Raw genomic sequence first — 16782 nt, forward strand, 5'->3', positions numbered from 1 at the left:
CGAAAGACAGGTTCCGTGAACAGTGGTTTTTCTCTAAACTTTCGCACCACCGCGATACGAGAACCAACCCGAAAAACTACTGGGGGCCGCCTACTTCCTCCGGGGCGGAACAATGCAAGACCCGTTCCTTTTAGCCGGTCGCCTTTTAGCCGGTCGAGGCGGGTGCAGCGGCTATTTCTTTTCCATCACGCATTGCAGGGGATGCTGATGCTTGCGCGCAAAATCCATCACCTGCGTCACTTTGGTCTCGGCGATTTCGTAAGTGAAAACGCCGCACTCGCCGATACCGTGGTGATGGACATGAAGCATGATCTTGGTGGCGGCTTCCGCGTCCTTCTGGAAGAACTTCTCCAGCACATGAACCACGAACTCCATCGGCGTGTAATCGTCGTTCAGGATCAGGACACGATAGAGATTCGGACGCTTGGTCTTCGGCTTGACCTTGGTGATGACCGAGGTCGACGGACCGTTCGTCCCCGCATTGCGGTTTTCGTCATTGCTCATCCGGGGAGCAGAGACGGCGGTCGCGGCGGGCGCGGACGAATAGGCTTTGGAGTTAAACTGCAACATGGCTCAGGCGTTCGACATTCCCATGGGAAACCGGACAGCGCATCGTCGCACGCTCGCGAAGGCCCCAAAACGACCACCACAAGGTACCCAGCAACGCTTTCCAGATCGCCGCTCCCGGTCCGATCCAGCGGCGGATCGGCTATTGGAATATGGGTCCAGTTGGAGACCACCGCAAGCGCATCAACGCTGCCCTGCCGGCCCGCAACCGGCCCCGAATCCCGGTCCGGCAATCCAGGCAAGGTTAATCGTTTCTGGCGGATTTGACAAAGGAAGGCCCCTGCCCGTTTAGCGGTCCTTGAGCATAGGCGGCAGTTCTGGCCACCGGTTTCCCGATACATGGGCTTTGACCCGTTTTTGCGGGAACCAATTTACCGCCTGTTTAGCCGCCCGGGCCGAAATACCGCTTGAAACCACTATTTCGGTGAGAGCCATGCTCAATACAGCCATTTTCAGTCGGGTGCGTACGGCCGCCGGGCGTTTTGCCAAGGCCGATCAGGGCAACATCGCGGTTCTGTTTGCCATCGCCGCCGTCCCGATCCTGAGCTTCGTCGGCGCCGCGATCGACTATACCCGTGCCAACAGCGCCCGGTCGTCGATGCAGGCTGCCCTCGATTCCACCGCCCTGATGGTGGCGAAAGACCTGTCGGACGGAACCATCAAGGCCTCGGATATCAACACCAAGGCGCAGGACTATTTCAAGGCGCTCTACACCAACACCGAAGCCAGGGAGGTGACGGTCACGGCGGAATATACCGCCAACACCGGCAAGGGCTCGACCATCAAGATCAATGGCTCCGGCAACGTGCCGACGGAGTTCATGAAGGTCGCCGGCTTTCCGCAAATCGGCTTCGACACCAGTTCAACCTCGCTCTGGGGCAACGTCCGCATGCGCGTCGCGCTTGCGCTCGACGTCACCGGATCGATGAACGATGACGGCAAAATGACCGCGATGAAGCCGGCTGCAAAGGCCCTGATCGACCAGATCGGCGCCCTCGCCAAGAACACGGGCGACATCTACATCTCGATCATTCCCTTCGCCAAGGACGTCAACGTCGGCGCCAGCAACTACGAACAGTCGTGGATCGAGTGGAGCGAGTGGGAGGCTGCGAACGGCAAGTGCAGCGGCAAGAACTCCGGGAACTACCCTACAAAAAGCTCCTGTGAATCGGCCGGCAGGACCTGGACGGCGAAGAACCACGATACCTGGAACGGCTGTGTGACCGACCGCGATCAGGACTACGATACCAAGAACACGACGCCGACTTCCGATCCCGCAACCAAGTTCTATGCCGAGCAGTACAACGCATGCCCGGCGCAGTTGCTGCCTCTGACGACCGACTTCGCCTCCGCCAAATCCAAGGTCGACTCGCTGACCCCGAACGGCGGCACCAACCAGCCGATCGGCATCGCCTGGGGATGGCAGTCTCTGACCCAGGGCGCGCCGCTCAACGCACCGCCCGAAGATGCCAATTACACCTATAAAAAGGTGCTGATCGTGATGTCCGACGGTCTGAACACGCAGGATCGCTGGCCGTCATACGGCAACGGCCAAGTCCAATACAACGGCGCCATCGACGCCCGCCAGCGCATCCAGTGCGACAACATCAAGGCCGACGGCATCGTCATCTACACGATGCACGTCAACACCAACGGCGATCCGACCTCCACAGTCCTGCAGTATTGCGCCAGCGGCTCGGACAAGTTCTCTACCGTGACGTCCTCGAGCCAGATCGCGACGGCCTTTAGCGCGATCGGCACGTCGCTCTCCAAGCTGCGCGTCGCGAAATAATCGCGTCGCAACCGGCACGAACAAAGCAAACGAAAAAAGCCCGGCCGCAACGGCCGGGCTTTTTTGTTTTGGAAGGTATCGCGCAGCGCTTAAAGCGTTTTCGAGCGAAGTGGATACCGGTTCGCGTAAAGGAAACGCGTCAAACAAAGAGTTTAGTGCGTGGCGGGAGCGAACTTCGCGACCAGGCCTTCGTAAGGCTTGAAGGTCTGCTTGGCCAGATCGGTATAGAGGCCGGCAATCTTCTGCGACTCGGCGACAAAGGTCTCGTAGGACGAGCGGGCGAATTCGGTCTGGGCTTCGATCGCCTTGTCCACCGACTTCACGCCGGACAGCTTTTCAACAAACGACTTGGTATCTTCGAACGACTTCTTGGCGTAGTCGCCATAAGCGGTCGCAATCGCCTGAACACCGCTCTGCAGGTTGCTCGCGGACGCGGCGACCGTTTCGAGATGCTCTTTTCCGTAGCTCTGAATGTCTTCAACCTTGACCATCTTGGAGTCCTTTCCCAGACTGAATGTAATTCGCCGGGAGGTCCCGGCTCCCTGACCACCCCTCCCTTATAGTGCACCGCACAATGGCTGTCAAGGAATCTTGTGCGACGCACAAATGCCGACGATTAGCGCCAAACCCCGGAGTGTTACGCAACGGTTACTTAACCTTTTGGAAACTCGCGCCGCCTAACCTGATTCCCGGACGTGTTCGCCTTCCGACAGACAGCCTGAATGCTGTTTGTGAACAATACCTTAGCTAGAACAGCGACCTGATCGGCCAGCCGGGGCCAAATTGCAACCAGGCTAACCGCTTCGAACAGGCAGCGTCACCGGGCCGAAGGGCACAATTTCGCCTCACGAACCGGTGATCAAGACAGAAATTGGGACGGGGAAGTAAATGCTTCGTACAACCTTAGCTTCCTCGCGCACGTTGCGAGTTTGCGTTCTCGGGCTGGTCACACTCACCACTGCAATCATCTACACCAGCGACAGCGCAGAAGCCCGCCGCTACCGCCAACGCCACCATGCCCGGCACCACGCCGCCGTGGCGAGCTATAGCCCGCAATTCGCTTCCATCATCGTCGACGGCAATTCCGGCGCCACGCTCTCCTCCAACAATCCTGACGCCCTCCGTCGTCCGGCCTCGCTGACCAAGATCATGACGCTCTACCTGCTGTTCGAGCAGCTCGAGCGCGGCAAGCTGAAGCTGGATTCCGAACTGGAAGTGTCCGCGTATGCTTCCCGACAGGCGCCGACCAAACTCGGCCTGAAGCCCGGCCAGACCATCAAGGTCGAAGACGCCATCAAGGGACTGGTGACGCGCTCCGCCAACGACGCCTCGGTCGTGATCGCGGAAGCCATTGCCGGCGATGAAGATGAATTCGCCAAGCTGATGACGCGCAAGGCGCGCGCGCTCGGCATGACCAAGACGGTCTATCGCAACGCCAACGGCCTGCCCAACGAGGAACAGCTCACGACCGCGCGCGACCAGGCAACGCTGGGCCGCGCGATCCAGGAACGCTTTCCGCGCTACTATCGCTACTTCGCGACCAACGTATTCTATTATCGCGGCCAGGCGATCCGTAACCACAATCGGCTGCTCGGCAATGTCGAAGGCGTCGATGGCATCAAGACCGGCTACACCCGCGCGTCGGGCTTCAATCTCGTGAGCTCGATGCGGCGCGGCAACCGCCATCTGATCGGCGTGGTGCTTGGCGGCCGCAGCGGCGGATCGCGCGACGCCACCATGCGCACCCTGCTCGCGGAAAACCTCGACAAGAGTGCCACCATCCGCACCGCCGCCGCCGTTACCGAACGTAATTCCGCCGAGGCCAGCGTCGAGGTGGCCGAAGTCGCCAGCACGCCGCGCCCGACCGAGGCGGTCCAGGCCAACAACGCCGTCGCAGCCTCCGAGCCCAGCATGGCCGCGATGCAGCCGACGCGCAGCGTCGCCCCGGCCAGGCCCTCGTTGATGGCCGCAGCCGCGGCCGCCCTGCCGGCGCCGCAACCGAAACCCGAACAGTCCAAGTTCGTAGCGCAGGCCAAGCCCGAACCGGCTCCGCTGACCAGCGGCGTGATTCAGACCCAGGCGATATCGGCGATCCCCGGCTCGGCCGAACCAATGAAGCCGGTCAAGGTCAAGACGGTTCAGGTCAAGGCCGGCGTGATGAAGCTGGCTTCCGCCAGCCCGTCCCAGCCTGTTGCCCCGCCGATCACCAGCACGATTGCGCCCTCCCGCCCGGAAGTGGCGGAGACCTCCAGCGCCGTCGTGGCGCGGGCCGAGCCCCGATCTGAAGCCGTCAAGCCTGAAGTGATCAGACCCGAAATGGCCCGTGCCGAACTGCCGCCGCAGCCCGCCAATCACGGTACCGGGCATGGCGTACTCGGCGTGCTGCCCGCCTCCAGCGTGCCGGCCGCCGCCCCGCAGGCACTCGCCTATGCCCAGCCACAGACGGTCCAGCAGAACGGCGCCATCAAGCCCGCGGCCGCCGTTACCCATACCGGCTGGATCATCCAGGTCGGCGCACTGGAAAGCGAAAGCGAAGCCCGCGCCCGCCTCGATCAGGCTCGCAATCAGGCCCGTGGCCTGCTCGGCAAGGCTGACTCATTCACCGAGCCGGTCGTTGCCAAGGATAATCGCAAGCTGTTCCGCGCCCGCTTCGCCGGCCTCGAGCGCGATCAGGCCGAGGCGGTCTGCAAGACGCTGAAGCGCGCCGACATCTCCTGCATCACCGTTCGTAACTGACCTTCTCTCTCTTTGTTCGCAAAGCCGGCGCCGCAAGCGCCGGCTTTGTTGTTTCCAGAGCACAGTTGCAGACGCCGTTCGGTCGCCGGCGGCAAATCGAACCTGCGCAAACTTCTCGTCAAGAATTTACGGTTAAGTTTTCCGGAATGAAGGATCGACCACGCCGGAAAACGGCGGGCGACACGGGGCATCAACCAGAGAATAGGGCAGCGGCAGCTCTCGGTTTGTAGCGTTTGGTAGCGTTTGCCGGAGTTAGCTGAGATGCGCGCGAAGCAGAGTATCCTTGGCCTCGTTTACACGGGCGGCGAGGTACGTCGAGCCCCCCTGGTCGGGATGCAGTTTCTTCATCAGGGCGCGATGCGCCCGGCTGATGTCGTCACGCCCCGCCCCCGGCTGCAGGCCAAGGATCTGATAGGCCTCCTCGTCCGTCATTTTACCGCTCGGCGGCGCGCGGCGCTGCCCCCCTGCCGCGTCGCCCTGCGCGTTCTGACGCCAGGCGGGAAACCGGCGGTCCAGATAGCTTTCAAGTAAGGCTACGCTCTCGGCGTCGAAGCCGGACATGATCGTCGTCAGCTGCACCAGGTCGAACTCGTCGAGCGAGCGGCCGGCATAGGGCCCGTCGACGATCTGGCCCGACAGGACGCCGCTGTCGTGATCGAGGCTCATGTCGAGAAACTGCGATCGCACGCGCGAGGTCTGTCCAGGCGAGCGCTGCGCGCCGCCGCCGAAGATCCCGCCGATATTGCTGAAGCCGGACGGGCCGAACGGCGACCAGCCGAGCAGTCCCGCTCCGAAGATGCCGAGCGGGATCGCCACCGCCAGTTCGCCCCTGAGCCCGGTGAAGGCCGCGACCGCCAGCGCGATGATTCCGCCGCCGATCTTGAGCAGCCGCGCAAGCACGACCGGATTGGCTGCACGAAACATCTGCAGCAGCAAATATAGCAGGACAACGGCGACGACACCGGCAATCAGGGTTGGCATGGGCCCAATATAGTCGCCCCGGCGGCAAAAAGCATGGCGATCCGCACCGGAAGAGCCAAGCTGGCGATCATTTCATCTGGCCGATCAGCTTGGCCGCGCCGCTTCCGGTCTTCGACAGCCGCAGCAGCGCTTCGCGTCCGCCGGCGGCATAGGCCGCGGCAGCTCGCAACAGCTCGCGCAATTGGGCTGCGGCGCCGGGATCGAACCTGCACCATGCCCCGCCGGTGAGGCGCGCGATCTCACGGAACGCGTGCTCGGCCGTAACGTCGTGGCCTTCCTGGAACATGAACACGGGCACCTTGAGCAGGCCGAGTTCACCGGCCTTGGCGCAGAGGTCGTCGACCGACTCTTCCATGGCGTCGCCGACGAACACCACGGCGCGCACGGCGGAAGCGACCGCTTCGCGACGGGCTTCCGAGAGCACCTTGCCGATCTGGGTATTGCCGCCCTGACAATCGATCTTGGTCATCAATTTAGCGAGTTGCGCCGAGTCGGAGATCCATCCCGTCGCGCGGCATTCATTGAGGCCGCGGTAGTAGACCAGGCGAATGTCGAGGCTGCCGAGCGACGCCGCTTCGCGAAACATGTCGGCCTGCAGCGCGCAGGCCATGTCCCAGGTCGGTTGCCGGCTCATGGTGGCGTCGAGCGCGAACACCAGCCTGCCCTTCGCGCCGGTCCGGTGCGGGGACATGGCGCGAGCCTTGGCGACAAAGGCAGCGATGTCTTCGGCCGCCGAGGGCCGCGCTTCCGGCAACGGAGCGCTGCGCGATTGGGGTTTCTGCGCCGAGAAGATGTCGGCGGAAGATTTCGGTTTGGTGGGTTCGCCGGCCATGAGCGCTCGCAATTACAGCAAGCTCTATGTGGGACTGTCCATACGGGGCGTCAATGCACCCGGTCGTGATCCGCCGGGATCAGGCAGCGGCAGCTTAACAGCTGAGCCGTTAGTTGGTCGCCGACTTGATGGTCGGTGGGTTGCTGGCCAGCGGCACCGGTCCCGGATTGCTCACGAGCGGATCCGGCACCTTGGTCGGCACCGGCTTCAGTGTGCTGCTGTCGCTGTTGTCAGCGATGAACTTGTCGAGCATCGTCTGGATCGACGACTTTGCCGCATCGGGCCCGGTATCGCGCATATCGTTGTGCTGGTAGCCGGTGTTCACAACCGTAATACCGGCCTGCTCGCACTGGTCGTCATCCGGCACCACGCCCGGGTCCGGCTTGAACTGCGTATCCTTCGAACGGAACGACAGGATCTTGAACTTGCCGTCGGTCAGGAACGGCACGCGCAGATTGTCCAGCGTGACCACCTTCTTGATCTCGTCGGGATACTGCTTGGCGAAATACATCGAGATATCGCCGCCCATCGAATGCCCCACCATGGTCACCCTGGCGTAGTCGGCGTTGGGCTGGACCTTCTTCATTTCGTCGATGGCAAAATGGATGTTGGCGACGCCGCGCTGAATTTGCGGCAGGCGGCCGACATAGAGTTCGCCGACCTTGGTCACCATCGGCGGATCGGTCGGCAGATCGTGCTGGGGGCTGACCGCAAGATAGCCGCGCGCCGCAAAGGCGTTGGAGAGGAACGAGTACTCGGTATGCTTGACGGTGTTGCCGTGGTTGATGACCGCAACCGGCAGCCTGATCATGCCGGCATTGGCCTGCATTTCCTTGTCGCGCCGAACGGCGATATTCACCGCAACCAGACGATTGTCCCGCGCCGGATCATGGAACGCGATGGTCTCGTGACGGATCGCCCACTTGCTCGCGGTAAAATACGCGACCGCAACCAGTACGGTAAGTGAAAGCAGAACGGCAATTCCACGTTTCATCGGCGTCCTCGGGGCCCCGGCGGGCTATGTGGAGACTCTTCGGCCTCGTTCTTGATGATATATGTCACAGCGGCGTGACATAAAGTCCAAATGTTGTGAATTGACCGCCTGATCGTTGTGCGATGCACCCATCTATTGTGCAGCTGCTCACTACCCGGCGATCATCTCCTATTGCCTTGTATATGACGGTCCCAACCAAGCTTCGGTTCGACCGATCGATAAAAGTCTAATGAAAACGGTATTGTAGGCAGTTCGTTCCCTTTTTTCGCACGCCGTGTCTGCCCCGGAAATCCCGGAAAACCACCGGATTCAGCCGGCGGTATAATGATCAGCTTCAGCGCCGGATCGTCATTGGCCTGGAAGCTCGCGTATTCCAGCTTCAGCCGCCCCTTCCTCGGATGGCTCAGGGATTTCTGGCCGGCTGCGGCGCCGCCAATATCATGGGCCTCGCACCAGCCCGAAAATTCGGGACAGCCCTGCCGCAGCCGTGCAAGCAGTTCCTGGAACGCGGGATCGCCGGCCCACAATCATGCGTGGCGCGGAATTGCGCCACGATGCGCCGGGCCTCTTCTTCCCATGAAGCGCCGAATAACTTTCGTGTCGCGCGGTTGGTCAGCACCGTGAGGAGAATGTTGCGGTCGCCTTCCGGCAGGCGGCTGAACGCAAAGATTTCATCCGCGGCCGCGCGGTTCGGCCTTACGGACGCGTGGTGCTGATGGGCGGCCTCGGCATGCTGGATGGCGCCGGTCTCGAACTGCCCTATTCATGGATGATGCGGAACTGCATCACACTTCGCGGCCAATGGATGTACCCGCCGCACGCGGCCCTGTTGATGGCCGGGCTTATTGGCGCGGGCCTGGTCAGCCTGGATCAACTCGAGGTCACGGCGTTTGCACTCGACGACGCCAACGCCGCGGTCGCGCATGCGGCAGGCAACAGCGGCCCGTTCCGGATGACGGTGATCGAGCCACCGAGATCGCGCTGAGGCCGCGGCGATCAGGCGCCGAGGATCGAGCGCCTGGGTCAGGCGCCGAGGATGTCGTGGACTTCGAGCGGCTTGTCGACCTGGCTGAACCATTCGGCGCGGTTGGCGGCCCGCCGCCGGCCCCGCTCGTCGAGCGGCAGCTTCAACTGGCGGAGCAGGCTCGTCACCTCCTCGCGCGCCGTCACATGGCCCATGCTCGGCCGCGTGCCGAGGGTGGCCTCATCGATGTCGTCGAGCGCAGTCAGCCCGCGCGGGAAGAATTCGCGGTAAACCACCCGCTCGGCAAGGCCGTCGATCGAACGGAAGCCCAGCCGCAACGACAGATCCTTCAGACTGTCGGCGACGAGCTGCTTGTTGCGCGAGCCGATCATCGACAGCCGGTTGCGCACCACGACCCAATCGGTCGAAGCGCCGTCGAGCTGGCGGCGCTTGCGCCTGGTGTCGCGCACCATCTCGGCATAGTGGCTTTCGCCGGTCACCGAATAGGTGGCGGGGTCGACGGTGCCGAGCACGTCGAAATCGAGGAAGCTGTCGTTGATCGGCGTCACCAGCGTATCGGCCATCGAATGGGCCAGGCGCATCAGATAGGAATCCGAACCCGGCGTATCGATGACGATAAAGTCGAAGGCGCGCTCGACCGTACTCACCGCTTCCATGAACTGCTGGAACTCGGAATTTTCATTGTCGGCGATCTGCATCGTCTCGCCGAGCTTGATGCAAAAGTGGACGGGAACTTCGAGATCGAGGCCGGTGCGGCGGGCCCACGCGGTACGGTTGCCGACGTACCGAGTGAAGCTTTGCTGGCGGCAATCGAGGTCGATGGTGGCGACCCGCTGACCGGCTTTCATCAAGGCGACAGCGATATGCAGCGCGGTGGTGGATTTCCCCGAACCGCCCTTCTCGTTGCCGAGCACGACGACGTGCGCCGAACCGGACTGACCCTGACTAGCCTGAACCAACATGACTCAACCCCAACCCCCGTTTGATATCTTCAAATCACGCGCGGCTGTGGTCAAGCAAAATGCGTGATAACACTTTTGAATCACTGTCTGCGTGCCTTAATCATGAATCCGCTTGTCGCGTTCATCTGTGATCGAGCGCACGTTTCCACGCGCCGGCCCTCTGGCGATACATGACCCATGCAGCTACGTCGGACTGCCGTGACGAGTTGCACGGGTTGATCACCTTGGCGGCAATGCCTCGGCCTTATAAGGTCGCATCGCCCGCCAAGAGGCCGCGGCTAACAGCCCCCTCATCCCAAAACATCGTGCAAGAGATCGAGCCCAGATGCCGCGAAGCCCTATGGTCGTCCGTACCGTCCCCGCATTGCGCCGCGCGCTTGATGGCCTTCGCGCCAGAAAGGCCACGGTCGCGCTGGTGCCAACCATGGGAGCGCTCCATGACGGCCATGTGTCGCTGGTTCGGCTCGCCAAACGCCGCGCACAGAAAGTCGTCGTCTCGATCTTCGTTAATCCGACCCAGTTCGCGCCAACGGAGGATTTCGGCTCTTACCCGCGGACCTGGAAGTCCGATGTCGCCAGGCTCGCGGCCGAGAAGGTCGACCTGATCTGGAATCCGGACGTCAAGGCGATGTATCCGGAAGGCTTCGCCACCCGGATCGTACCCGAAGGTCCGGCCACCGCCGGGCTGGAAGATCGCTTCCGCCCGCACTTCTTCGGCGGCGTCGCCACCGTGGTCGGCAAGCTGTTCACCCAGTGCCGGCCGGATGTCGCGATCTTCGGCGAAAAGGACTTTCAGCAATTGCGGGTGGTGACGCAGATGGCGCGCGATCTCGATCTCGGCGTCAAGGTGATCGGGTCGCGCACGGTTCGGGAACGCGACGGGCTGGCGATGTCCTCGCGCAACGTCTACCTCGCGCCCGAACAGCGCCAGGCGGCGCCCGAGCTCTATCGCGCGATGAAGCAAAGCGCGGCGCGCCTTCGCGCCGGCGAGCCTGTCGACGCCGTCATGCAGGCCGGCGCCGAGCTGATCGAGAACGCGGGTTTTGCGCTGGACTATTTCGAGGTGCGCCACGCCGAAACGCTGGCGCCGATCGCCTCGCTCAAGCAGGGGCCGATGCGGATGCTGGTCGCCGCCAAGATCGGAACCACGCGGCTGATCGACAATATCGCGGTTTAGGCCGCTACAGCAGCCCGAGATCGCGCAGTTCCCGCCGCATCGGCTCCGGCATCGACGCCACGACCGCGGCGGACTTGCCGAGATCGGCCGGCGCGCCGTCCTCGGTCAGATAGCGCCAGCCCTGGAACGGGCGCATCGGCCGCGGCGAGACGGCAATGACCTTGGGCTGCATCACCAGGCGGCACCGTCCGATACCGTCCTTGTCGCGGAACGGCTCGATCGCGATCAGCTTTTCGCGCGCTGCGATCTCTCCCTTGATCACCCAGTAGAGCGAACCGCCGGCAAGCAGTTCCTCGTCGCGTTTCGGCGTCATCCGGGTGACGTGGATGTGGCGGAGCGGCAAACCCTTTTTCCTGGCGGTTGCCATCCGTTCGGCAACCCAGCCTTTGAGTTCTTTGACCGACTCGCAGCCAACGGCGAGCTTGATGAGATGAAGCGGCATGGATCCGGGTTTAGCGGGCCGCGCGCCGTTTGAAAACGATCATTCGTTGGCGGGCGCAGCAGCTGTGGATGACACCGTCGGTGCTCCCGGTGCCCCCGGTGCCGGCGATAGCTGGACCGGCGCGGCCGGTGTGCGTTTCGGCGCCGGCGGTTGTTTTTTAGCTGCCGCCAGCGCTGGCGACGCGGTTGTGGTTGGTGTGGCTGGTGCGGCGGTCGTTGGTGCTGCTGCGGCCGGGGCCGGACGTGGTGAAGCCGGTGGATTGGCAGCAGCTGGGGCCGGAGCGGCACGAGCGGCGGGCGGCTCCGGGTTCATGATGCTGATGGGCGGGGTATTGGCCGCGCTCGGGAACTCGGCATTGGTGGGTTTGCCGGTGGGCATCGACGGCGGCAGCCCCGCGAGCAGCCCCGGGGATGTCGCAGCCAGGGGCGGCGCGTTCCACGACGGTGCATAGCGCGTGATCAGGTTCTCGTAGAGGCGCTCGTCCATATTGGCGACGACCTGGCGCTTGTCGGCCAGCGCGGCGAACGCCGCGCATGCGGCCGGCGTGCAATGGTCGCGCGCCATCAGCACATAGGCCATCAGCCCGTAGCGGTCGCGCTCGACGGCGCGGCGCAGCGCCTGCAGCTCGGAACTCGCCACCTTGTCGGCTGTGGCAGCATCGCCGAACCCGGTCAGGCGGGTGATCTGGGACGCCGCATAGGTGACCGCGGCAGCAACCGAGTCGGCGGACCCGAACAGCGTCTTCTCGCAGGCATTGAGGACGGCATCGCCGGCGAGTTCGTCGATACAAGAGAGCTGCGGCAACGCTGCACTGACCGAAGCCACCGGGGTCGCTGCGGACGAGACGGCGCCATCCGGCCCGAAGCTGCGGATGGTCGCGGCGACAGCGACGACGATCGCGAGCAGCGTCATGACCGTCAGCACGCCATTGGCCACGGATTTCTCCGCGCGCAGCAGCGTGATCAAAACGATGATTCCCAAAAATCCCGCCGCGGCCAGCGTCAGCCACATCGGAAAGGTCGGTGTGCGCCAGATCTGATCCAGCGAAGAAGCCCAGTCCCAGCTCATGCGCGGTGTCCCTCACGCAGCATAACGCGATCAGCGAATGCGTGTTTGCCCGCACTCGCTTCCGACAGAATGGTCCTGCGAACGGGGCCTTTTGACGGCGGGCGATATGGAACCGCGTCAACCGCAGGTTTGCGCACAGCTTCAGGAGACCGCAAGCTGCTCCGGAGACCGTAAACGGCTCAGGAGACCGCAAGCGCGGCTCAGGAGACCGCGAGCTGGCTTTCCTTGGCTACCCGTTCGAAAGCTTCGGTCGAGCTTTTGATGCGATACTGGCAGTCGTCGCCGTCGGTCGGAAGCAGCCGGATCACCTCATAGGTGCCGCTGGCGGCCGGTCGGGCAACGTTGCTGGCAGTGAAATAGACAGTCTCTCCAACGGTGAACTTGTGCTTCAACGCCCTCTCCATACGCAAGATTGTCGGCGGCGCTTAGTTGTCCCGCTAGCGATCGGCCGACTTGAGAACCCTGCGTCAACCTAGCACACCACGGGCCCAAAAATCCAGTAACATCGAGGCCTCCCGAGAACGGGTATCTTACAGATATTTCAGTGCGTTAAATGCCCGTTTGGGGGAATTTGCATAGCCGCTATTCCGGCCGCAATCTCCCCTCCCCCGACCCGCCGCAGCAAGGCGGGTACGGTCAGGACTGTTGGAACCGGACGGGCTAACGCCGCCCGCCTCAGATCGTCTCGAACCGGTCGATCAGCATGGTTTCGGCCAGCCCGTCGCGGGTCCACTCCTGGAACGCCGGCAGCGCCTCCATCGCATCGACGTAGTGCCGCGCCTCACCGGCGACCGGAATCGCGTAGGTGCGGAAACGATGCACGACAGGTGCGAACATCGCATCCGCGCCACAGAAGGCGCCGAACAGGAACGGCCCCGCTTTGCCGTAGCGCTGACGGCACTCGGCCCAGATCGCCTGGACTCGCGCCACATTGGCCTTCGCGTCGTCCGACAGCGCCACCGCACGGATCGGGCGATGCAGGTTCATGCCGCATTCGTTGCGCAGCGCCATGAAGCCCGAATGCATCTCCGCCGAGATCGAACGCGCATGGGCGCGGGCGGCGCGGTCTTCCGGCCACAGCTTCGCTTGCGGGAATTTTTCGGCGAGATATTCGATGATCGACAGCGAATCCCACACCGTGACGTCGCCATCGACCAGCGCCGGCACTTTTCCCGCATCGCTGAAGCTCAGGATGCGTTGCTTGTCGGCCGGGTTGTCCGTGTACAGGGGAATCACGACCTCCTCGAACGGAATATTGTTGGCGCGCAGCGCCAGCCACGGCCGCAGCGACCATGACGAATAGTTCTTGTTGCCGATGACGAGCTTCAACATTGCGGGAAATCCTGTTGGGGACGCCATCATGACATAGTGCACGGCAACCGTTCAACCTGTACGTCTAGAGTGACCAAAGCGACGACGGGGAATGCAGCATGACCGGATACTGGGTCGATATCGCGGCCATCACCTTCTTCATCGTGGAGTGGACGGTCTATGCCTTCACCCTCGAACGTACCGCCTACGGCCGTGACAGCCTGTCCGCCCGCATGCATGTCTATCGCGAGGTCTGGATCCGAAACCTGCTCGATCGCGAAACCCGCATGGTCGACATGCAGATCATGGCTTCGTTGCAAAACGGCACGGCGTTCTTTGCCTCCAGCAGCCTGATCGCGATCGGCGGCGGACTGGCGCTGCTGCGCGCCACCAATGATGCGCTGGCGGTGCTGGGCGCGTTGCCGATCGATCTGAGCCCCTCGCCCGCTTTGTGGGAAATCAAATGCGTCGGGCTGATCCTGATCTTCATCTACGCCTTCTTCAAATTCTCCTGGGCCTATCGCCTGTTCAACTATGTCGCCATCCTGCTCGGCGCGATGCCACCGGCCTCGGAAAAAGGCACCCCCGAGGCGGAAGCGCACGTTATCCGCACCACGCGATTGTTCGAATCCGCCGGCCAGCATTTCAATCGCGGCCAGCGTTCGTTTTTCTTTGCGCTCGGCTATCTCGGCTGGTTCGTCAGTCCATGGGTGCTGTTCGTCACGACAGCGATGGTCGTGATCGTGACCTGGCGCCGGCAGTTCGCGTCCAATGCGTGGAAGGCGATGGGGAGCTGAGAGTAACCAGAACTCTCTTTCCGTCATTCGTTGAATTCCGCGCATGCGAGAATCCAGTACGCCTCGGCTTTCGGCTCTCTCCACTCGTCGTCCCGGCCTTGAGCCGGGACCCATACCGCGTGATCTCCCGGTGAAAGCTCGGTAGTAGACACCGTTCGCAAAACTTTTCCCTGTGGTTATGGGTCCCCCGATGCGCAATTGCGCATCTGAGCTCAAGGCCGGGACGACAGCGGTGTTGTTGTTACACCATCATCCAAAACATACTTTCGCGATCTCGCGACGCATTGCGCCCGAGTTTTGCTTTCAAACTTCCCACCCTCTCCAATCAGAGGGCGCAGGGAATGCCGGATGCGCGCTGCACCCGCGGTCTCGTGTGCGATTGTGCTAAGAATGCTGCACACGAGCATACAGGGCAGCGGAGAGCATCCGACATTCCCTGCGCAATGGCTTTACGGCTTATAACGCGCTCTCCCCGGTGAGACGGCCTCTATTGCCACCGTCGCCCTTCGGAAGCGTTAGCTCCCTTAAGGCTTGACGCCGTTACGGGCGCCAGGACCACACGCTTTCGCCGTACGCTTCAGCCGCGACCGTCAATCGCAACCTCGGCGTCCACCGCGACCCGCCCCTCGTTGTGACGATGGCCAACGCCCTCTGAGTGGGACGGGATGGCGATAGATGCGCACTGATTTGGGTCGGACGACAACAGAAATATTTTGATTTACAGAAATTTTCTACTTGACATGATTTCTGTAAATCGGAATTAATTTGCCCGTCGGGTTGTTTTGTCGCACGCAGCCTGCGAGATTTCGCTTGCGTAGGAAGCGACGCAGCAACGTCGGCGACGGATTGAGGTGCAGGCGTTAGCCGCAATCGCTCAACAGGTAAGGCAATCGCTCTGGCGCAGCCGCAGCTCCGATCCGCTAGATGATCACGGTGCCCACATCCAACCGGAGGGAGAAAAGAGATGGCCTGGAAAAGCATCGTCAGCCCCCGTGCGACCGCACCGGCTTCTGCGCGCCGGTCCGCAATGTCTGGTTTTGCTCGCAAGACGGCTGAGACCGTCTCCGACATTGCCAGCATCGTTCAAAATTTGGTTATGGACGTCCGCGACAGCTACCGGCCCGAGCTGCACTACATGCGTGGCCCCGGCTCGAAATGCCGCGCCAAGCGTCAACCCCTAACCAACGTTCGATGCAGAAGTTGCTGGGCAGCTCGCAGGGCGGATTGAACCGACCTGTCCGCCCTACCGACTCTGGAGCAGCGATTGAACTTTCAAGCTGTCATGAGCGACAGACGCTAACGGATAATATTGGGTTGGGATGGCCAACCGCATACTGGACAATCCATGCGTCTTCTTTCGCTCTTCCTTTTGCTGTTTGCCAGTACAGCGTCCGCGCAACCCGCGCCCGCCGTCGACTGCGACGCGATCAAGAACTCCACGGTTCCCGTTGAACTGGCCTATCATGGCCAGGACGGGACAAGGACAGTCGTTCAGGCCCATCGAGACACATCGGGCGGCAGGGTTGTATGGACTCACCAGACACAGCCATCCACCCGCCCAAACCCACCCGTCTTCGTGACGAAGGCAGTTTATGTCGATGGGACCATCGCATCGGCTGAATGGACTACACCTTATGCCGGCAAATACTCGCATCACACATGGAAGTATGCGCCTGATGGACTCCCCAAGCATTTTGATCGTCGATCTGACATAACCTACAAGATGCGTACGGTATCGACGGACGGTGAGAATATTACGAAAGAGAAAACCAGTACGATCGCTTACAAGTTCAAATCAGAAGGAACAGTCGCGGTTGGAGCCTGCGTTCTCCAGGTGATCCGTGGCGAGAGCGAAAACACCAACGATGCCGGCCGCACCCGCCGTACCTTTCAACTCTACTTCCCGGAACTACAGATAATGGCCACGGCGACCGATGCAGAGCCCGTCGTGGATGGTCTCAGCACGGTCCTTTCCGAGATCAAGCCGGTGAATTAGCTCTTCCCACCTGCCCAAGCGTTCGCATTGTCCCCGCGGCCCTACCGGATTATGCGAAGTAGATCAGGCTGACCAACGTCCGGAAAAACCCATGGCACCAAGTCCTAAGAAAGAAGTCGGATCATGGCGCTGTCTCTTTGCA

Annotated in this window: 16 protein-coding genes and 1 pseudogene; 6 read left to right on the plus strand and 11 right to left on the minus strand. The window is 62.1% G+C overall.

Annotated features, from left to right (window positions below; all coding sequences use genetic code 11):
• Positions 1-171: 171 nt before the first annotated feature.
• Positions 172-504, minus strand: coding sequence for an ATP-dependent Clp protease adapter ClpS (clpS, locus tag JQ574_RS16275; protein WP_192733729.1), 333 nt, complete (start codon positions 502-504; stop codon positions 172-174).
• A gap of 496 nt (positions 505-1000) precedes the next feature.
• Between clpS and JQ574_RS16280 the strand changes: the two genes are divergently transcribed.
• Complete coding sequence (locus JQ574_RS16280; RefSeq protein WP_212212410.1) at positions 1001-2359, plus strand: pilus assembly protein; 1359 nt, start codon at positions 1001-1003, stop codon at positions 2357-2359.
• Between the two features lie 152 nt (positions 2360-2511).
• On the opposite strand, the gene JQ574_RS16285 is transcribed toward JQ574_RS16280, so the two are convergent.
• Positions 2512-2850: a phasin family protein gene (locus JQ574_RS16285; protein WP_212212413.1), complete on the minus strand. Its 339-nt coding sequence runs from the start codon at positions 2848-2850 to the stop codon at positions 2512-2514.
• Positions 2851-3247: 397 nt separating this feature from the next.
• Between JQ574_RS16285 and JQ574_RS16290 the strand changes: the two genes are divergently transcribed.
• On the plus strand, positions 3248-5095 hold the full coding sequence (locus JQ574_RS16290) for a D-alanyl-D-alanine carboxypeptidase (protein WP_212212417.1): 1848 nt from the start codon (positions 3248-3250) through the stop codon (positions 5093-5095).
• 252 nt (positions 5096-5347) lie between these two features.
• Here JQ574_RS16290 and JQ574_RS16295 read toward each other — a convergent pair whose 3' ends face one another.
• The 4 genes and pseudogenes from JQ574_RS16295 to JQ574_RS35900 all read right to left on the minus strand — a co-directional run bounded on the left by JQ574_RS16295 (position 5348) and on the right by JQ574_RS35900 (position 8665).
• The gene (locus JQ574_RS16295) at positions 5348-6076 is read right to left on the minus strand and encodes a DnaJ domain-containing protein (RefSeq protein WP_212212420.1); all 729 of its coding nucleotides are present in this window, start codon (positions 6074-6076) and stop codon (positions 5348-5350) included.
• A gap of 67 nt (positions 6077-6143) precedes the next feature.
• Positions 6144-6908, minus strand: coding sequence for a VWA domain-containing protein (locus tag JQ574_RS16300; protein WP_212212423.1), 765 nt, complete (start codon positions 6906-6908; stop codon positions 6144-6146).
• A 109-nt stretch (positions 6909-7017) separates the two neighbouring features.
• Positions 7018-7902, minus strand: coding sequence for an alpha/beta fold hydrolase (locus JQ574_RS16305; protein WP_212212425.1), 885 nt, complete (start codon positions 7900-7902; stop codon positions 7018-7020).
• A gap of 161 nt (positions 7903-8063) precedes the next feature.
• Positions 8064-8665: pseudogene (locus JQ574_RS35900) on the minus strand (hypothetical protein).
• Between JQ574_RS35900 and JQ574_RS16315 the strand changes: the two are divergent.
• Positions 8618-8887 (plus strand): hypothetical protein, encoded by a 270-nt coding sequence (locus JQ574_RS16315; RefSeq protein ID WP_212212427.1) that lies wholly within the window; start codon positions 8618-8620, stop codon positions 8885-8887. The pseudogene JQ574_RS35900 and the gene JQ574_RS16315 sit on opposite strands and share 48 nt — an antisense overlap.
• Positions 8888-8925: 38 nt before the next feature.
• Here the strand turns inward: JQ574_RS16315 and JQ574_RS16320 are convergent, their stop codons facing one another.
• Positions 8926-9849, minus strand: a complete 924-nt coding sequence (locus JQ574_RS16320; RefSeq protein WP_212212429.1) for a division plane positioning ATPase MipZ — start codon at positions 9847-9849, stop codon at positions 8926-8928.
• Positions 9850-10174: 325 nt separating this feature from the next.
• Here JQ574_RS16320 and panC point away from each other — a divergent pair, with 325 nt between their 5' ends.
• Positions 10175-11026 (plus strand): pantoate--beta-alanine ligase, encoded by an 852-nt coding sequence (gene panC / locus JQ574_RS16325; RefSeq protein WP_212212431.1) that lies wholly within the window; start codon positions 10175-10177, stop codon positions 11024-11026.
• 4 nt (positions 11027-11030) lie between these two features.
• Here panC and JQ574_RS16330 read toward each other — a convergent pair whose 3' ends face one another.
• The 4 genes from JQ574_RS16330 to JQ574_RS16345 all read right to left on the minus strand — a co-directional run bounded on the left by JQ574_RS16330 (position 11031) and on the right by JQ574_RS16345 (position 13868).
• Positions 11031-11468: a DUF1489 family protein gene (locus JQ574_RS16330; protein WP_212212433.1), complete on the minus strand. Its 438-nt coding sequence runs from the start codon at positions 11466-11468 to the stop codon at positions 11031-11033.
• 39 nt (positions 11469-11507) lie between these two features.
• Entirely contained in the window at positions 11508-12536 is a 1029-nt protein-coding gene (locus tag JQ574_RS16335; protein ID WP_212212442.1) for a hypothetical protein, read from the minus strand.
• Positions 12537-12736: 200 nt separating this feature from the next.
• Positions 12737-12940, minus strand: coding sequence for a hypothetical protein (locus tag JQ574_RS16340; RefSeq protein WP_192733742.1), 204 nt, complete (start codon positions 12938-12940; stop codon positions 12737-12739).
• A gap of 271 nt (positions 12941-13211) precedes the next feature.
• Entirely contained in the window at positions 13212-13868 is a 657-nt protein-coding gene (locus JQ574_RS16345; RefSeq protein WP_212212444.1) for a glutathione S-transferase family protein, read from the minus strand.
• Between the two features lie 98 nt (positions 13869-13966).
• Between JQ574_RS16345 and JQ574_RS16350 the strand changes: the two genes are divergently transcribed.
• Positions 13967-14644 carry a DUF599 domain-containing protein gene (locus JQ574_RS16350; RefSeq protein ID WP_212212446.1) on the plus strand — a complete coding sequence of 226 codons (678 nt, stop codon included), beginning with the start codon at positions 13967-13969 and terminating at the stop codon, positions 14642-14644.
• A 1345-nt stretch (positions 14645-15989) separates the two neighbouring features.
• Complete coding sequence (locus JQ574_RS16355; protein WP_212208979.1) at positions 15990-16640, plus strand: hypothetical protein; 651 nt, start codon at positions 15990-15992, stop codon at positions 16638-16640.
• Positions 16641-16782: the final 142 nt, after the last annotated feature.

This window comes from Bradyrhizobium sp. AUGA SZCCT0158, assembly GCF_018130065.1.
Lineage (GTDB): Bacteria > Pseudomonadota > Alphaproteobacteria > Rhizobiales > Xanthobacteraceae > Bradyrhizobium.

Coding starts and splice junctions, on each gene's coding strand:
- clpS (WP_192733729.1), bottom strand. CDS start 504: ATGAGCAATGACGAAAACCGCAATGCGGGGACGAACGGTCCGTCGACC.
- JQ574_RS16280 (WP_212212410.1), top strand. CDS start 1,001: ATGCTCAATACAGCCATTTTCAGTCGGGTGCGTACGGCCGCCGGGCGT.
- JQ574_RS16285 (WP_212212413.1), bottom strand. CDS start 2,850: ATGGTCAAGGTTGAAGACATTCAGAGCTACGGAAAAGAGCATCTCGAA.
- JQ574_RS16290 (WP_212212417.1), top strand. CDS start 3,248: ATGCTTCGTACAACCTTAGCTTCCTCGCGCACGTTGCGAGTTTGCGTT.
- JQ574_RS16295 (WP_212212420.1), bottom strand. CDS start 6,076: ATGCCAACCCTGATTGCCGGTGTCGTCGCCGTTGTCCTGCTATATTTG.
- JQ574_RS16300 (WP_212212423.1), bottom strand. CDS start 6,908: ATGGCCGGCGAACCCACCAAACCGAAATCTTCCGCCGACATCTTCTCG.
- JQ574_RS16305 (WP_212212425.1), bottom strand. CDS start 7,902: ATGAAACGTGGAATTGCCGTTCTGCTTTCACTTACCGTACTGGTTGCG.
- JQ574_RS16315 (WP_212212427.1), top strand. CDS start 8,618: ATGGGCGGCCTCGGCATGCTGGATGGCGCCGGTCTCGAACTGCCCTAT.
- JQ574_RS16320 (WP_212212429.1), bottom strand. CDS start 9,849: ATGTTGGTTCAGGCTAGTCAGGGTCAGTCCGGTTCGGCGCACGTCGTC.
- panC (WP_212212431.1), top strand. CDS start 10,175: ATGCCGCGAAGCCCTATGGTCGTCCGTACCGTCCCCGCATTGCGCCGC.
- JQ574_RS16330 (WP_212212433.1), bottom strand. CDS start 11,468: ATGCCGCTTCATCTCATCAAGCTCGCCGTTGGCTGCGAGTCGGTCAAA.
- JQ574_RS16335 (WP_212212442.1), bottom strand. CDS start 12,536: ATGAGCTGGGACTGGGCTTCTTCGCTGGATCAGATCTGGCGCACACCG.
- JQ574_RS16340 (WP_192733742.1), bottom strand. CDS start 12,940: ATGGAGAGGGCGTTGAAGCACAAGTTCACCGTTGGAGAGACTGTCTAT.
- JQ574_RS16345 (WP_212212444.1), bottom strand. CDS start 13,868: ATGTTGAAGCTCGTCATCGGCAACAAGAACTATTCGTCATGGTCGCTG.
- JQ574_RS16350 (WP_212212446.1), top strand. CDS start 13,967: ATGACCGGATACTGGGTCGATATCGCGGCCATCACCTTCTTCATCGTG.
- JQ574_RS16355 (WP_212208979.1), top strand. CDS start 15,990: ATGCGTCTTCTTTCGCTCTTCCTTTTGCTGTTTGCCAGTACAGCGTCC.